Origin of the sequence: Pseudomonas ceruminis (assembly GCF_021602025.1) — a bacterium.
Classification (GTDB): Bacteria; Pseudomonadota; Gammaproteobacteria; order Pseudomonadales; family Pseudomonadaceae; genus Aquipseudomonas; species Aquipseudomonas ceruminis.
The window spans coordinates 89,695-104,034 of record NZ_BQHW01000007.1 but is presented as its reverse complement, the minus strand read 5'-3'; the positions used below and the strand labels follow the sequence as shown (position 1 = coordinate 104,034).

Here is a 14,340-nt window from a genome sequence, read left to right as displayed (position 1 = left end):
GGGGCCGCGGCACGGCCCCGACCGGCTCAGCGCTTACCGGTATTGGGCAGAAACACCGCCAACAACCCGAACAATGGCAGGAACGAGCACAGACCGTACACGTACTCGATACCGCGCAAGTCCGCCAGGTACCCCAGCAGCGCCGCGCCAATCCCGCCAAAGCCGAACATCAGGCCGAAGAAGATCCCGGCAATCATGCCCACGCTCCCCGGCACCAGCTCCTGGGCATACACCACGATCGCCGAAAACGCCGACGCCAGGATGAAGCCGATCACCACGCTCAGGACTGTGGTCCAGAACAGGTCGGCGTACGGCAGCACCAGGGTGAACGGCGCCACACCTAGGATCGAGAACCAGATCACCGCCTTGCGCCCGATACGGTCACCGATCGGGCCACCGAAGAACGTGCCTGCGGCCACCGCACCGAGGAACAGGAACAGGTGCAATTGCGAGCTGGCCACTGACAGGCCGAACTTCTCGATCAGGTAGAAGGTGAAATAACTGGTGAAACTGGCCATGTAGAAGTACTTGGAGAACACCAGCAGGCCCAGCACGATCAACGCAGCTATCACTCGCTGACGCGAAATGCCATGGGTGGCTTGTACCGCCTTGCGCGCCTTGGCCTGGTTGAGGTGCTCCTTGTACCAGCGGCGCAGCATCAACGTCACGGCGAAGAAGAACAGCCCCGCCACGCCGAACCAGGCCACGTGGGTCTGGCCAAAGGGAATGACGATGGCGGCCGCCAGCAGGGGGCCAAAGGCGGAACCGGCGTTGCCGCCGACCTGGAAGGTCGACTGTGCCAGGCCAAACCGCCCGCCCGAAGCCAGGCGCGCAATGCGTGAGGTTTCCGGGTGGAAGGTCGATGAGCCGATGCCCACCAGCGCCGAGGCCAGCAAAATCATCGGGAAGCTGCCGACGAAGGCCAGCATGACGATGCCCACCAGCGTGCACAACGTGCCCAGCGGAAGCAGGTTCGGCGCAGGGCGGCGGTCGGTGAAGAAACCGACCCAGGGCTGCAGCAGCGATGCGGTGACCTGGAACGTCAGCGTGATCAGGCCGATCTGGGCGAAGCTCAGGTCATAGTTGGCCTTGAGCATCGGATAGATCGCCGGCAGCACCGACTGGATAAGGTCATTGATCAGATGCGCCAGGGCGCAGAAGGCGATGATACGCATCACCAACGGGTTGGCTTGGCTCGCCGACCCGGTGCTGGCGGTGGAGGTGCTGCTGGTGGCCATGGGTTTGGATTCCGTCCGCTGGGTTGGGCACCGATTATCAGGAAACAAATGGATACATAGCTACCTTTTTATCCCTCCGTCAGTACGTACTTGTAAATGGTTCTCAATATATTTAGCATCTTCGCACCCATTGCCCCGTAATCGTTAGGCGAAACCGCCCTCTCGCGAGTACATCCCCATGAGCCCGATGCCCGCCACGCAGATTCAGGCCGATCCTCAGCAGGAAGCCTTGGAATGGTTCTCCCGCCTTCGCCAGCCTGGCTGCGATGAGCGCGAACGCCAGGCCTTCGCCCGCTGGTGCCAGGCCCCTCTCAACGCGCATGCCTACGCCGAGCTCGAAGCCTGTTGGCAAAAACTCCAACCGCCGGCAGCGCGCCCTCGCCCGCGCCAGATCCGAGCACGGCGCAGCCACCTCGGCAAAGCGCTGGCCTTGTTGTTTCTGCTGGTACTGGCTGCGCTGGCCTACCTGTTCTGGCCGTTGATGCAACGCCTGGGCAGCGAATTGCACACCGATGCAGGCGAACGGCGCAGCGTGCGCCTGGCCGACGGCTCGACCCTGCACCTGGATGGCGCGAGTGCGATGAACGTCGACCTGCGCGGGCGCACCCGGCTGCTGCATCTGGTGCAGGGGCAGGTCTACCTGGAGGTGATGCTCGACGGCCGCGCCATGGAGGTGCAGGTGGACGAGGCCCGCATTCAGGTGTTCGGCACCCGCCTCATGCTGGCGCGCCATGGCGACCATGACGAGTTGGTGGTGCTTAATGGCAAAGCCATGATCCTGCAGGGTAGCGACCAACGCATGGTGTCGGCAGGCGAACGGGTCACCTTCACGCAGGCGCGGATCAATCCGGTAAAAGAAATCGATGCCAAGACGGCCGCTACCTGGCGCACAGGGCACCTGGTCGCTACCGACATGCCTCTGGGGCAAGTCATCGAGCGCCTGGCGGGCTTCCAGGGCCGGCGGGTGTGGTGGATGGATGAAAAGGCCGCCTATCGACGCGTGACGGGCGACTTCAACCTCGACCGCGCGGGTGAAACCCTCGACTCACTTGCTGCCGAACAGCAATTGCAGCTATTTGGCGTACTCGGGCAGTGGCTGATCGTGCGCTAGAACCGGGGTCGGTCGCTAAGTTTTTGAAAGCGTGTAAATTTTTTTTGAAATGAGTGTTGACACAGGGGCATCACAAGAGAATAATGCGCGCCATCGGCTACATAGCTCAGTTGGTTAGAGCATAGCATTCATAATGCTGGGGTCCGGGGTTCAAGTCCCTGTGTAGCCACCAAACTTGAAAAGGGCTTACCGCAAGGTAGGCCCTTTTCTTTTGCCCGCAGAAAAAGTTCTACCCCTTCCTCTCAGCGTATGCCGCTCACCGCCAGCGCCAGACCGAGCCCAATCAGCACCACACCCAACACGCGATCCACGGTGCGTTGCCGCTCGATCATCGCCCGGCGCAACGCTGCACTGGAAAAGAATACCGCCACCAGGCTGAACCACGCCCAATGCGCCAACGACATGAACGCGCCATAGGCGAAGTTCAGCGTCAGGGAGCTGCCGGGCTGGACTACCTGAGTGTAAGCGCTGACCACGAAAAGCATGGTCTTGGGGTTGAGGGCATTGGTTAGAAAGCCCGTGCGCAGTGCAGCCAGCAGCCCCGCACCTGATACGCCCTCGTCCAGGGTGATGCGCGTTGTGTTGGTCAACGACTGGTAGCCCAGATAGACCAGGTACCCCGCACCGAGCATTTTCATGGCCAGGAACAGCGTCGGGTTCTGGCTAATGATCACGGCAATGCCCAGCACCGCGTACAGCACATGGACCTGCACGCCCATTGCGATACCCACTGCTGCCGCCAGTCCCGCCTTGCGGCCCTGTGCATAACTGCTGCGGGTGACCATGGCGAAATCGGCGCCGGGGCTGATGACGGCCAGGAGGGTGAACAGGGCAACGGCAAGCAGTTCAATCACGCAGAGATCCTCGATAGGCGATGCAAACGCACAGATGCACGTATTATCGAGGCCGCTCATCATGGGAAAAATCGATTTATAGTGAATGAAATCCGCTAGTTTTTCTCACAGAGATTTGCTACCCGCCGGCATCGAGACACATCGAACCCATGAAACTGCCACCACTCACCGCCTTCCACTACTTCAACATCGCCGCCGAAACCGAAAGCTTCGTGCGCGCCGCCGAACGGCTGCATGTCACCCACGGTGCAGTCAGCCGTCAGGTACGCCAGCTCGAAGAACACTTGGGCATCGAGCTGTTCGAGCGACGCAACCGGGCGATCTTCCTCACCCCGGCCGGTCGCGCCCTGCATGGCACCACCCAGGCCATCTTCGAACAACTCGAAGGCGCCGTGCAGCGCTTGCAACAGCAGGACCGGGACAACGTGCTGGTGCTCTCCTGCGAACCGACCATCGCCATGCGCTGGCTGATACCGCGCCTGCCGCGCTTTCATGCCGCCCACCCAGACCTGCAACTGCACCTGGTGGCCGCCGGCGGCCCCGTGGACTTCGCCCGCAGCGGCGTGGACCTGGCCCTGCGCCGCGACGACTTCCACTGGCCGCCCGCACTGCACAGCCTGAAGATCTGCGACGAATGGATTGGCCCGGTCAACCGTGATGGCGCCACCACGCTCGATGGCCAGCGCCTGCTGCACAGCAGTACCCGGCCCAGTGCCTGGCGTTCATGGTTGCACCTGAGCAACCGGCAGGCGCGCCACAGCCAACGCAGCGACTATGAACACTTCTACCTGTCGCTGCAGGCAGCCAGCGCGGGCCTCGGCCTGGCCATCGCCTCGGCGCTCATGGTGCGCGACGAAATCGACAGCGGGCAGCTGCAGGCGCCGTTCGGCTTCCTGCGCGACGGCTCTGCCTATCACTTGCTGAGCCCGCAGCCGCTGGATGAAGGTGGCAAGCGCCAGCGCTTTGCCGAATGGGTGATCGGTGAAAGCCAGGCCTGCCTTGCTCACTTAAGCTTGCTGCAGAACGACGAAGCAGCACTGCCATCCCCGCCCCAAGTGCGATAGCCCGCGGTGTCGACATGGATGCGGCCGGAAGGGTAACGCCCCAACCCCATGCTCCAGGCCAGGCCGTGCTGCTGCCAGAAGTGGCACAACGGATTGGGGTCGGCCCAAGCGGGTAACAAAATATCCACGGCGAAGGCACGGGTATGGGCGCTGCCCACCGCCCCGCCCGCACATCGGTTCAGGCTCGGGTCACGGTAGGCCGAAACCACTTCGAACTGGCGCAGGATGCCTTGATCATCCAGCGTCCTGATCAGTGCCAGCGTGGAACGCACGGCAGGCCAGTTGGCAGAGGGGGGAACGGCGAACGGAGACGCCTTGCACAGCCGCCAGTCCGAAGCCGAGCGCAGCAACTGATGAATCGGCACTACGCCATAGAGGCGGGCATCGACGAGCATTTCGCGAAACGGCCGAGTCTGATGATCCCCAGCCCATTGGGCGAACATCCACAGATCGCGCTCATCGGCGTGCGTCACCCCAGCCATCAATGCGCCCGCCATTAACCAGCCCTTTGCACTTGCCATTCCCGCTCCCCCACTCCAGTACGCACGCCCACCCCGGCGGTTCTGCTGACAAGGAGTTAAGCATGCGGGTGAAGCGCAGTGCCTGGAGGCGCGGGTTTATCCGCGAAAGGCGCCGGCACAGACAACGCGATATCAGTCTTCGAGCAAGGTGCAGGCCATTACCAAGGCATCTTCCCGCCCGCCAGCCACCGGGTAGTAATCCCGCCGGCGACCGATCTCGTTGAACCCATACCGCTCGTACAAACGATAGGCCGACTGGTTGCTTGCCCGCACTTCCAGGAAGCACTCCCGCCCATTGAGCTGATACGCCCGCGCCATCAGGTGCTCAAGCAGCCGCAAGCCCAGACCGCGCCCCTGGTTCTCGGGCTTGACGGTAATGTTGAGCAGGTGCGCCTCGTCGATGATCACATTGATCACGCCATGGCCCACCTGCTGCTGGCCATCGAACATCAACCACACTTCGTAGGATTTGAGCGCATCCTGGAAAATCCCGCGGGTCCAGGGATGGCTGAACGCGGCATATTCGATCTTAAGCACGGCATCCAGATCCGCCTCGGTCATCGGGCGGAAACTGATCGAGTCACTCATTCAACGCTCTTCCAGCGCGCCATCAGCTGGCGCATCGCTTGCCAGACGTCCGCCTTGCGCTGCGGCTCGTCCATCAACAGTTCAAGGCCCGGCAAGGCCCAGGCATCGCCCAGGCCGTCGAGCTTCAGTACGCGGTAATAGGCTGTGTCGTCGGCATTGGCGGCAAAGCGCAGCGCCGGCAGGCCGACCAGCCACAGGCAGGTGCAGGCGGCTTCTTCAAGGCGCGCCTGGATGAAGCCCTGGACAAAATCACGTGCAGCGTCCGGGCCCTGGTCCATGTTGCCGCGCACCAGCAGCGGCCAGCGCACCGGCTCGCCGATGATCTGCGGGGCGTCGGGCAGGCCGGCGGCGCGCAGCATGTCCTTAAGTAGCAGGTAGGACGGATCGCGGCTCTGGAACGGTTGGCCGGTGGCCAGCTCGACCAGCAGCAGGCAACTGCCAGCGCGCAGCAGTTGCAGCGCAAACCGAGGGGGCGTGACCGGGGCCGGGCGCGGCGCCGGCGCCTCCGCTTGCGCCTCGACCGGCTTGGCAACGGGCTTGGGTAGGCTGCCTGGGCGCGGGATTTCGATCTTCGGGCGTTCGACGGAGCGGGCCTGGGGGGCGGCCGGCGCCTCATTGGCAGCCGGGGCACTGGGCCGGGTCTCGAACTCGGCTTCCTCAACCGGAGCCTGCGGCATCAGCAGCTCGGGGCGCGACGGTGCGGCAAACGGCAGTTCGGCGCGCGGCAGCCAATGCACCACTTGCATGGCGGAAAGGTAGGCGCGTCGGCGGGGCTCGGTCAGCAAGGCACGGGTATCCGGGAGGTTGAATCAATCGGGCATTCTAACGCTGTTGGCCAACGAGCGCCGCAACTGGTCGGCAGAAAATTGCTGGCTGTACCGGCCTCATCGCCGGCAAGTCTGCGATGGGGCCAGGGAAAACCCCTATCAAGAACCAGGGCGAACGCTCATTACAGACCAAGGGGTGAAATCCTCCCCCCGGGATGCAGTACAATCGCCCCCTTTTACTTGGCAACGAGTAGACGCCAATGATCGAACCCAAGCGCGTCCTGCGCGCCCTAGCCGAACACTGGGCCCTGATCGAGCCGCTGTGCGAGCGTTTCGACCAAGGCACCCTGAGCCTGGTCGAGCTGCGCCAGCAACTGGGCCGCCAGCAGGTGGAAAGCACGCCGCAGGACATCACCCAGCTGCTCGACGTGTGGATCCGCCTGGATATCCTGGTACCGGTGGCCAAGAGCCCGAACCGCTTCGAGCTCAATGCCCAGATCCACGACTTCCTCGCCTACCTGCGCCGCGAGCACCGCCTGGGCCTGTGCCTGGAGATCGAGGCCTACCTGCGCCACCTCGAGCGCCTTGCCGGGCATATCCAGGATGCCTTCGACAACCGCGACAGCGACGACCTGGCACGCCAGCTGCGCCTGCTCGACATGCGCGTGCGCGACGTGCTGAAGAAGCTCGACAACGACGAACAGGCCCTGGTGGCCGTGGCTGAACGGGCCAAGACCAGCAACCGCCAGATCCCGCTGCGCCAGCGCTATGCCGAAGTCCTGGCGACCTGGGACGAATACGTCGAGCCGATGATCCAGCTGGTCAATGCCGACGGCGCCTTTGAACAGGGCGTGCGCAAGGTCGAAACCGTGCTGCTGAAACTGCTAGGCGAGCAGGCGCGCCTGGGCCACCTGGTCGACGACGACATGCTGCTGCGCACCCACGCCCGCATTCTCGAAATGCAGACCAGTGCCCAGTTGACCCTGCGCCACGCCCGCGAACTGCTGCTGCCACTGCGTGAAGAAGCCCGCCGCCACAATGCCGTGACCCGTGGCGCCGCCCTGGCCCTGTCGGTGATCCGGCGCAAAGGCATCGACGCCGTGCCGCAGGCGGCCATGCCGTTGTTCACCCGCCCGCAAAGCACCTTTCTTGGCAGCGCCAGCCAGGTCGAGGCCTACGTCTATGCCCTGGCCCGCTTCGAGCCGAAACCGGCCAGGTTCCCCAAGGCGCACAAGACCGACAAAGGCCCGCTGCCGCGCGCGCCGCGCACCGTCAAGGAAATGCTCGAACGCTGCGAAGACGCCCTGCCCTTGCCCGACCTGATGGTCTGGCTACTGGACCAGGAGCCCGAAGGCGCTACCGACGAACTGCTGTACTGGTTCTCGCGCCTCTCGCGGGAGAAGCGCTTCAAGCGCGAGCGCCTCGAACGCCGCGAGTACATCACCCACGAACACCTGGTCAGCCTGCGTTCGTTCGCCCTGACATCCAGCCGCGAAGCGCAACCTGAAACCAACGCGAGCCCAGCCAATGCATCTTGATCTTTCCGAACTGTCCCAGCTCGCGCCGATCTTCCGTGAGCTGTTCAAGGGTTTCCACGTCAGCCGCCGCGACCCGGAGCTGTACGCCCAGCTGTCGAACTTCCAGGACCAATACCGCACCCTGTTCAAGGCCCTGGGCTTCGAGCTGGTTTGCGACACCCGGGGCTTCTACTACTTCGTCCCCGATCAGGCTGCCGCGCAGGTCAACAAGACCGCCCAGCGCCTGTCGCTGTTCACCTTCATCCTGGTCGAGCACCTCGCCGACCAGGGCCGCGACCCCATGGCCGTGCTCGACGGCGGCAGCATCGGCCGTGACGAACTGCCCTCGCTGCTGGACAAGTACCGCGACCTGTTCCTGCAGGCCGAGGTACAGACCGTCGACGAGCTGGAAGAAAAGATCATGCGCCGCATGACCCAGCTTGGCTTCGCCCATGAAGAAGGCGGCATCTACCGCTTCCTGCCGCCGATGCACCGTTTCCTCGATGTGTGCCTGTCGGTGCAGCAGGACCGCGACCTGGCCGCCAGCCTGCACAGCGACTTGCCCCTGCCGACCCCGGTGTTGGTCGAGGAAGAAAGCCCCGAAGAGCTGGCACGCACCGAGGACCCGCTCGACCTCACCCCGTTCGAGGGCGAGGAAAGCGAAGAGCAGGCCCTGGCCCGGGCCATCCGCGAAGAGCAACAGGAGATTGACGCATGAGCCAGGAACGCTACGGCATCCGCCGCTTCGCATTGCTCAACACCGCCGGCTACAGCCTTGGCCTGTTCCCGCTGGAGCACCCACTGTCGGTCTACGGCGCCAACAACCTGGGCAAATCCGCCTCGATCAACGCCCTGCAGTTCCCGATCCTGGCGCGCATGTCCGACATGAGCTTCGGCAAGTACAGCCTGGAGCAGTCGCGGCGCTTCTACTTCGCCAGTGACACCTCGTACATCCTCTGCGAACTGAACCTGCCCCATGGCCCGCATGTGATCGGCGTGGTCGGCCGCGGCCCGGGCGGCGGTTTCGGCCACCAGTTCTTCGCTTACAAAGGCGAGCTGGACCTGGCCCACTACCAGAAGAACGACACCTGCCTGCGCCAGAAGGAACTGTTCACCAACCTCGAGCGCCTGGGCCTGAAAGCCTATGAACTGAAGCCGGACGAACTGCGCAGGCTGCTGGTGGGCGGTCACACGTCGGTACCACTGGACCTGACCCTGATCCCGCTGCGCTCGACCAGCGAGCAAAGCCTCAAGACCTTCCGCGCGCTGTTCATCAACCTGCTGCACATGCGCGAAATCACCGCCGCCAAGCTCAAGCAGCTGTTCCTCGACGCCTTCGAGCACAGCCTGCGCTCGGGCAGCGTCGACTACATCGCCGCCTGCGAAGAAGCCTTCCGCGATGTGCGCCGCATGGAGCAGGACTACAACGCCCTGGTTGCCGCCGGCCCGCTGGTCGAGGCCCTGGCCGGTGGCGTGGCCCAGCGCGACATCCTGCGCGGCAAACTGCACCGCCTTTCGCCCCTGCTCGACAACCTGCTGGGTACCTGGCAGGAATACGCCATGGCGCGCAAGGAAGAGCTGGTGATCCAGGCCGAGCACTACCGTGGCGAGCAAGACCGCCTGCAGAACGACCAGCGTGGCGGCACCCAGGAGCTCATGCGCCTGGAGCGCGAGATCACCGGCATCCAGCGCTGGCTCGGCGAGCTGTCGGTGCTCAAGCACCGCTTTGCCCTGGTCGATGACGTCAAGGTGCTGGAGCAGCAACTGCTGGCCGCCAAGGACGCCCACGACGAACTGGCCGGCGCCCTGGCCCAGTCGCGCCAGTTCAGCGCTGAAGACCTGGACGAGCGCGTACGTGACTTGGAAAAACGCCTGAAGCAGGTCAAGCAGCAGCTCGACCATGCCGACAACAACAGCTACGCCCGCCTGCGTGAAGAGTTCTCGCAACAGGATGTCGACCGCCTGATGCGCCTGTTCAATGGCGCGCTGTTCAGCCTGCCGCTGGGCGAGCGCGGCATCGAGCTGGACGACAGCGACCTGTGGGTGAAGTCGCTGGAAGCCGTGCTCGATGGTTTCAAGGGCGAGCGCTTCGAGGCGCCGGGCATCTCCATCGACATTTCGCACATCGATCCGCCAGCGCTGCAGGCCCTGGCCGACCGCGCCGCCCTGCGCGACCAGAAGGACCGCCTGGAGCGCGAGCTCAAACAGCTCAGGACCCAGCAGTCGGTGGCCGCCGACCGCACAGCCTCCAAGGCCCAGACCGAAGCGCTGTACCAACAGGTACTGGATGCGCAAAAGGCCCTGGAAGACTATCGTCGCAGCGAAACCCTGACGGCTGAAGAGCCGGAAAAAATGGAACAGCTAGCGCAACTGGAAGCCGCCCAGGATGAACTCAAGCGCTCCAGCGATGCGTTCACCGAGCGCGTCCAGCAGCTGTCGGCCAAGCTGCAACTGGTCGGCCGGCAGATCGCCGACCTGGAAGCCAAGCAGCGCACCCTGGAAGACGCCCTGCGCCGCCGCCAGCTGCTGCCTGCCGACCTGCCCTTCGGCACACCGTTCATGGAAGCGGTCGACGACTCCATGGACAACCTGTTGCCGCTTCTCAACGATTACCAGGACAGCTGGCAGGGCCTGCAACGCGTCGACAACCAGATCGAAGCGCTGTACGCCCAGGTACGCCTCAAGGGCGTGGCCAAGTTCGACAGCGAAGACGACATGGAGCGCCGCCTGCAACTGCTGGTCAACGCCTATGCACACCGCACCGACGAAGCGCTGACCCTGGCCAAGGCTCGCCGCGCCGCGGTCACCGACATCGCCCGGACCCTGCGCAACATCCGCAGCGACTACGACAGCCTCGAGCATCAGTTGGCCCTGTTCAACCGCGAGATCAACAAGCGCCAAGTCTCCAACCTGGAGAGCTTCCGCGTGGTGCTGGCGCCGAACAAGGAAGCGCTCAAGCACATCGACCAGATCATCCACAGCGCCGGCCAGTACGAAGAAGGCGAGACCCTGTCGGTATTCGACCTGACACAAAGCGCCGAGCAGGATCACAAGAACGAAGAGGCCAAGGAGTACCTGGCACGGCTGGTGGCGGCCAACCACAACCAGCTGGGCTTGAAGGACCTGTTCGAACTGGCCTTCGAGATCACCAAGATCAACAGCCAGCCGGTGATCCACGCCGACATCGACGGCGCCGCGTCCAACGGCACGACCATGACCATCAAGGCGCTGACCAACATGTACCTGTTGCTGCACCTGATGGACCGCGACCTGGCCGGGCGCATTCGCCTGCCGTACTACCTCGACGAGGCGGCGGACATCGACGAACGCAACCAGGCTGCGCTGCTGGAGACCAGCCTGCAACTGGGCTTCGTGCCGATTCTGGCGAGCGTGAAGCCACAGGTATCGGCACATGTGGCGATCGACCTGGAAGGCGGTAGCGGACCGAATGGCATCTACATCGACGAGGCGGACTGGAAGTACATCAGCCGCCGGGATGTAGAAAAGGCAGTTGTGAAGGATCAGGCCGAGGCGTTGGCCTGATAGTGGGGTATTGGGGCCGCTTTGCGGCCCTTTCGCCGACAAGCCGGCGCCCACAGGGATCTCCACAGCCCTCAAGAGCAGTGGTAACCCTGTGGGAGCTGGCTTGCCAGCGATTGGAGGCCAAAGGCCTCCCGATTACATCAATGTGCCCAAGGTAGGATTGGGATCGCCGTCACCGCATTCTGCGGGCTGCCTTCGATCATGCGGTCGCTGTACACCAGATACACCAGCGTATTGCGCTTCTTGTCGAGAAAACGCACCACCTGCATGGTCTTGAACACCAGCGAGGTGCGCTCCTTGAACACTTCATCGCCGTCCTTCAATTCACCCTTGAAGCTGATCGGCCCAACCTGGCGGCAGGCAATCGACGCCTCCGCACGGTCCTCGGCCAGCCCCAGGCCGCCTTTCACACCGCCCGTCTTGGCACGCGACAGGTAGCAGGTCACGCCCTCGACCTTGGGGTCGTCAAAAGCCTCGACCACGATGCGGTCGTTCGGCCCGACGAACTTGAATACGGTCGACACCCGGCCGATTTCTTCCGCCCCAGCCAGCATCGGCAGCGCCAGCGCCGCCACGGCAATCATCCTTTTCAGCACGTTCGCTCCTTCCTCAGACCAATACCAGGTTGTCGCGGTGCACCAGCTCCGGCTCGGCGCTGTAGCCAAGAACGGCCTCGATGGCATCGGACGACTGGCCGATGATTTTCTGTGCTTCCAATGCGCTGTAGTTGGCCAGGCCCCGGGCCACTTCAAGGCCGTCCGGGCCCACACACACCACCATCTCACCACGACGGAAGCTGCCTTGTACGGTCTTAACGCCCACCGGCAGCAGGCTCTTGTTGGCCTGGCGGAGGGCCTGCACGGCACCGGCGTCAAGGACCAGGGTGCCACGGGTTTGCAGGTGGCCAGCCAGCCATTGCTTGCGCGCGGCCAGCATGCCGCGCTCGGGCGACAACAGGGTCCCCAGACGCTCACCCGCCTTCAGGCGGTCGAGCACACGCTCGATCCGGCCACCAATGATGATGGTGTGAGCACCAGAACGGGCCGCCAGCCGCGCAGCGCGCAACTTGGTCTGCATGCCACCACGGCCCAGGGCACCACCGGTGCCGCCGGCGACCGCGTCGAGCGACGGGTCATCGGCACGTGCTTCGTAGATCAGCTGAGCTTGCGGGTTATTACGCGGGTCGGCGTCGAACATGCCGTCGCGGTCGGTGAGAATCACCAGCAGGTCGGCTTCGACCAGGTTGGCAACCAGCGCGGCCAGGGTGTCGTTGTCGCCGAAGCGAATTTCGTCGGTGACCACGGTATCGTTTTCATTGATCACCGGCACCACGCCCAAGTCGACCAGCGTACGCAGGGTGCTGCGGGCGTTGAGGTAACGCTTGCGATCAGACAGGTCGTCGTGGGTCAGAAGGATCTGCGCGGTGTGCTTGCCGTGCTCGCCGAAGCTCGACTCCCACGCCTGCACCAGGCGCATCTGGCCGATCGAAGCGGCGGCCTGCAGCTCGTTCATCGCGCTCGGTCGGGAGGTCCAGCCCAGCTGGCTCATGCCGGCAGCCACGGCCCCGGAGGAGACCAGTACCAACTCCACGCCCGCCTCACGCAGCGCCACCATCTGCTCGACCCATACGGCCATGGCACCACGGTCGAGGCCCTTGCCATCCGCCGTGAGCAGCGCACTGCCGATCTTCACGACCCAGCGCTTGGCGCCAGTCACCTTGCTTCGCATCTTCTCTTCCAACCTATGTCGAATCTGTAGATACCGTAGATACAAAAACGCCGCTCCAAAAGAGCGGCGTTTAGTGTACTGCAACCGGTCAGTCGCGCACGTAAATGATTTCTGGGCCGTCTTCGTCGTCCTCGAAATCGTCATCCCAACCGTCATCGTCGCCGATGTCGTGCACACTCTTGACGCCTGTACGGCGCAGGGTGCGCGCATCGTCCAGGGCCTGCAGCTGGGCACGGGCTTCGTCTTCGATGCGCTGGTCCAGCTCGGCCAGCTCTGCGGCGTAGGCCGGGTCGTTGGCCAGGCGGTCGGCACGGTCTTCGATGTAGCGCATCAGGTCGCGGCTGAGCTGCTCGGTACCCTGCTTGGAGATGGCCGAGATCACATAGACCGGGCCTTCCCACTGCAGGCGCTCGACCACTTCCTTGACCCGCTCGTCGCGCTCGTCGTCCATCAGCATGTCCGACTTGTTCAGCACCAGCCAACGCTCACGGTCGGTCAGCGACGGGCTGAAGCGGGTCAGCTCATTGATGATCACTTCAGCGGCGTCTGCCGGGCTGCTGCCATCCAGCGGCGCCAGGTCGACCAAGTGCAGCAGCACGCGGGTACGGGCCAGGTGCTTGAGGAAGCGGATGCCCAGGCCAGCACCGTCGGAAGCGCCTTCGATCAAACCCGGAATGTCGGCGATGACGAAGCTCTTCCAGCGATCGACGCTGACCACACCCAGGTTAGGTACCAGGGTGGTGAACGGGTAATCGGCGACTTTCGGCTTGGCAGCCGATACCGAACGGATGAACGTGCTCTTGCCCGCATTCGGCAGGCCCAGCAGGCCCACATCAGCCAGGACCTTCAGCTCCATCTTCAGGTCACGCTGATCACCCGGCTTGCCTGGAGTGGTCTGGCGTGGCGCACGGTTGGTGCTGGACTTGAAACGGGTGTTGCCCAGGCCGTGCCAGCCGCCTTGGGCAACCATCAGTTTCTGGCCTGGGGTGACCAGGTCACCGATCACTTCCTGGGTCGAGGCATCGATCACGGTGGTGCCGACCGGCACGCGCAGGAACAGGTCATCGCCCTTCTTGCCGGTGCAATCGGTGCTGCCACCGTTGGCGCCGCGCTGGGCTTCGTGGTGACGGGTGTAGCGATAGTCGACCAGGGTGTTGAGGTTTTCATCGGCCACCATGTAGACCGAACCACCATCACCACCGTCGCCACCGTTGGGGCCACCGTTCTCGATGAATTTTTCGCGACGGAAGCTCATGCAACCGTTACCGCCGTCACCGGCCTTGACCCGAATGGATACTTCGTCAACAAACTTCATTCAAAAACCGCCTCTCGCCTTCCGACGAGCTGAATACTTAAAAAACCTGAGGCTCTTGCAAAAATGAGCGCGGCGGCCCCGTACGACCGTAGAA

At 63.7% G+C, this 14,340-nt stretch carries 13 protein-coding genes and 1 tRNA gene; 6 read left to right on the top strand and 8 right to left on the bottom strand.

Annotated features, from left to right (window positions below):
- Positions 1 to 26 precede the first annotated feature (26 nt).
- On the bottom strand, positions 27 to 1,238 hold the full coding sequence (locus L6D80_RS10960) for an MFS transporter (protein ID WP_054900681.1): 1,212 nt from the start codon (positions 1,236 to 1,238) through the stop codon (positions 27 to 29).
- Positions 1,239 to 1,416: 178 nt separating this feature from the next.
- On the opposite strand from L6D80_RS10960, the gene L6D80_RS10955 reads away from it, so the two are divergent.
- Positions 1,417 to 2,349 carry a FecR family protein gene (locus L6D80_RS10955; protein WP_223849208.1) on the top strand — a complete coding sequence of 311 codons (933 nt, stop codon included), beginning with the start codon at positions 1,417 to 1,419 and terminating at the stop codon, positions 2,347 to 2,349.
- A 95-nt stretch (positions 2,350 to 2,444) separates the two neighbouring features.
- Positions 2,445 to 2,521, top strand: a tRNA-Met gene (locus tag L6D80_RS10950).
- A gap of 70 nt (positions 2,522 to 2,591) precedes the next feature.
- Here L6D80_RS10950 and L6D80_RS10945 read toward each other — a convergent pair.
- The gene (locus L6D80_RS10945) at positions 2,592 to 3,203 is read right to left on the bottom strand and encodes a LysE family translocator (protein WP_176513485.1); all 612 of its coding nucleotides are present in this window, start codon (positions 3,201 to 3,203) and stop codon (positions 2,592 to 2,594) included.
- A gap of 149 nt (positions 3,204 to 3,352) precedes the next feature.
- Between L6D80_RS10945 and L6D80_RS10940 the strand changes: the two genes are divergently transcribed.
- Entirely contained in the window at positions 3,353 to 4,267 is a 915-nt protein-coding gene (locus L6D80_RS10940) for a LysR substrate-binding domain-containing protein (protein WP_054900678.1), read from the top strand.
- On the opposite strand, the gene L6D80_RS10935 is transcribed toward L6D80_RS10940, so the two are convergent.
- The 3 genes from L6D80_RS10935 to L6D80_RS10925 all read right to left on the bottom strand — a co-directional run bounded on the left by L6D80_RS10935 (position 4,207) and on the right by L6D80_RS10925 (position 6,161).
- Positions 4,207 to 4,788, bottom strand: coding sequence for a D-Ala-D-Ala carboxypeptidase family metallohydrolase (locus L6D80_RS10935; RefSeq protein WP_176513483.1), 582 nt, complete (start codon positions 4,786 to 4,788; stop codon positions 4,207 to 4,209). The genes L6D80_RS10940 and L6D80_RS10935 overlap by 61 nt on opposite strands.
- Positions 4,789 to 4,920: 132 nt before the next feature.
- Positions 4,921 to 5,376 (bottom strand): ribosomal protein S18-alanine N-acetyltransferase, encoded by a 456-nt coding sequence (gene rimI, locus L6D80_RS10930; RefSeq protein ID WP_046616794.1) that lies wholly within the window; start codon positions 5,374 to 5,376, stop codon positions 4,921 to 4,923.
- Positions 5,373 to 6,161 (bottom strand): energy transducer TonB, encoded by a 789-nt coding sequence (locus tag L6D80_RS10925; protein WP_176513481.1) that lies wholly within the window; start codon positions 6,159 to 6,161, stop codon positions 5,373 to 5,375. The genes rimI and L6D80_RS10925 overlap by 4 nt, the downstream gene beginning before the upstream one ends.
- A gap of 242 nt (positions 6,162 to 6,403) precedes the next feature.
- Between L6D80_RS10925 and mksB the strand changes: the two genes are divergently transcribed.
- The 3 genes from mksB to mksF are packed head-to-tail and all read left to right on the top strand — an operon-like array spanning position 6,404 to position 11,203.
- On the top strand, positions 6,404 to 7,681 hold the full coding sequence (gene mksB, locus L6D80_RS10920) for an Mks condensin complex protein MksB (RefSeq protein WP_176513479.1): 1,278 nt from the start codon (positions 6,404 to 6,406) through the stop codon (positions 7,679 to 7,681).
- On the top strand, positions 7,671 to 8,378 hold the full coding sequence (gene mksE / locus L6D80_RS10915) for an Mks condensin complex protein MksE (protein ID WP_054900674.1): 708 nt from the start codon (positions 7,671 to 7,673) through the stop codon (positions 8,376 to 8,378). The genes mksB and mksE overlap by 11 nt, the downstream gene beginning before the upstream one ends.
- Positions 8,375 to 11,203 carry an Mks condensin complex protein MksF gene (gene mksF, locus L6D80_RS10910; protein ID WP_054900673.1) on the top strand — a complete coding sequence of 943 codons (2,829 nt, stop codon included), beginning with the start codon at positions 8,375 to 8,377 and terminating at the stop codon, positions 11,201 to 11,203. Before mksE ends, mksF begins: the two co-directional genes overlap by 4 nt.
- A gap of 140 nt (positions 11,204 to 11,343) precedes the next feature.
- Here mksF and L6D80_RS10905 read toward each other — a convergent pair whose 3' ends face one another.
- The 3 genes from L6D80_RS10905 to cgtA all read right to left on the bottom strand — a co-directional run bounded on the left by L6D80_RS10905 (position 11,344) and on the right by cgtA (position 14,246).
- Positions 11,344 to 11,787, bottom strand: coding sequence for a CreA family protein (locus L6D80_RS10905; RefSeq protein WP_054900672.1), 444 nt, complete (start codon positions 11,785 to 11,787; stop codon positions 11,344 to 11,346).
- 25 nt (positions 11,788 to 11,812) lie between these two features.
- Entirely contained in the window at positions 11,813 to 12,931 is a 1,119-nt protein-coding gene (gene proB, locus L6D80_RS10900) for a glutamate 5-kinase (RefSeq protein WP_054900671.1), read from the bottom strand.
- An 88-nt stretch (positions 12,932 to 13,019) separates the two neighbouring features.
- Positions 13,020 to 14,246, bottom strand: a complete 1,227-nt coding sequence (gene cgtA, locus L6D80_RS10895; protein ID WP_054900670.1) for an Obg family GTPase CgtA — start codon at positions 14,244 to 14,246, stop codon at positions 13,020 to 13,022.
- Positions 14,247 to 14,340: the final 94 nt, after the last annotated feature.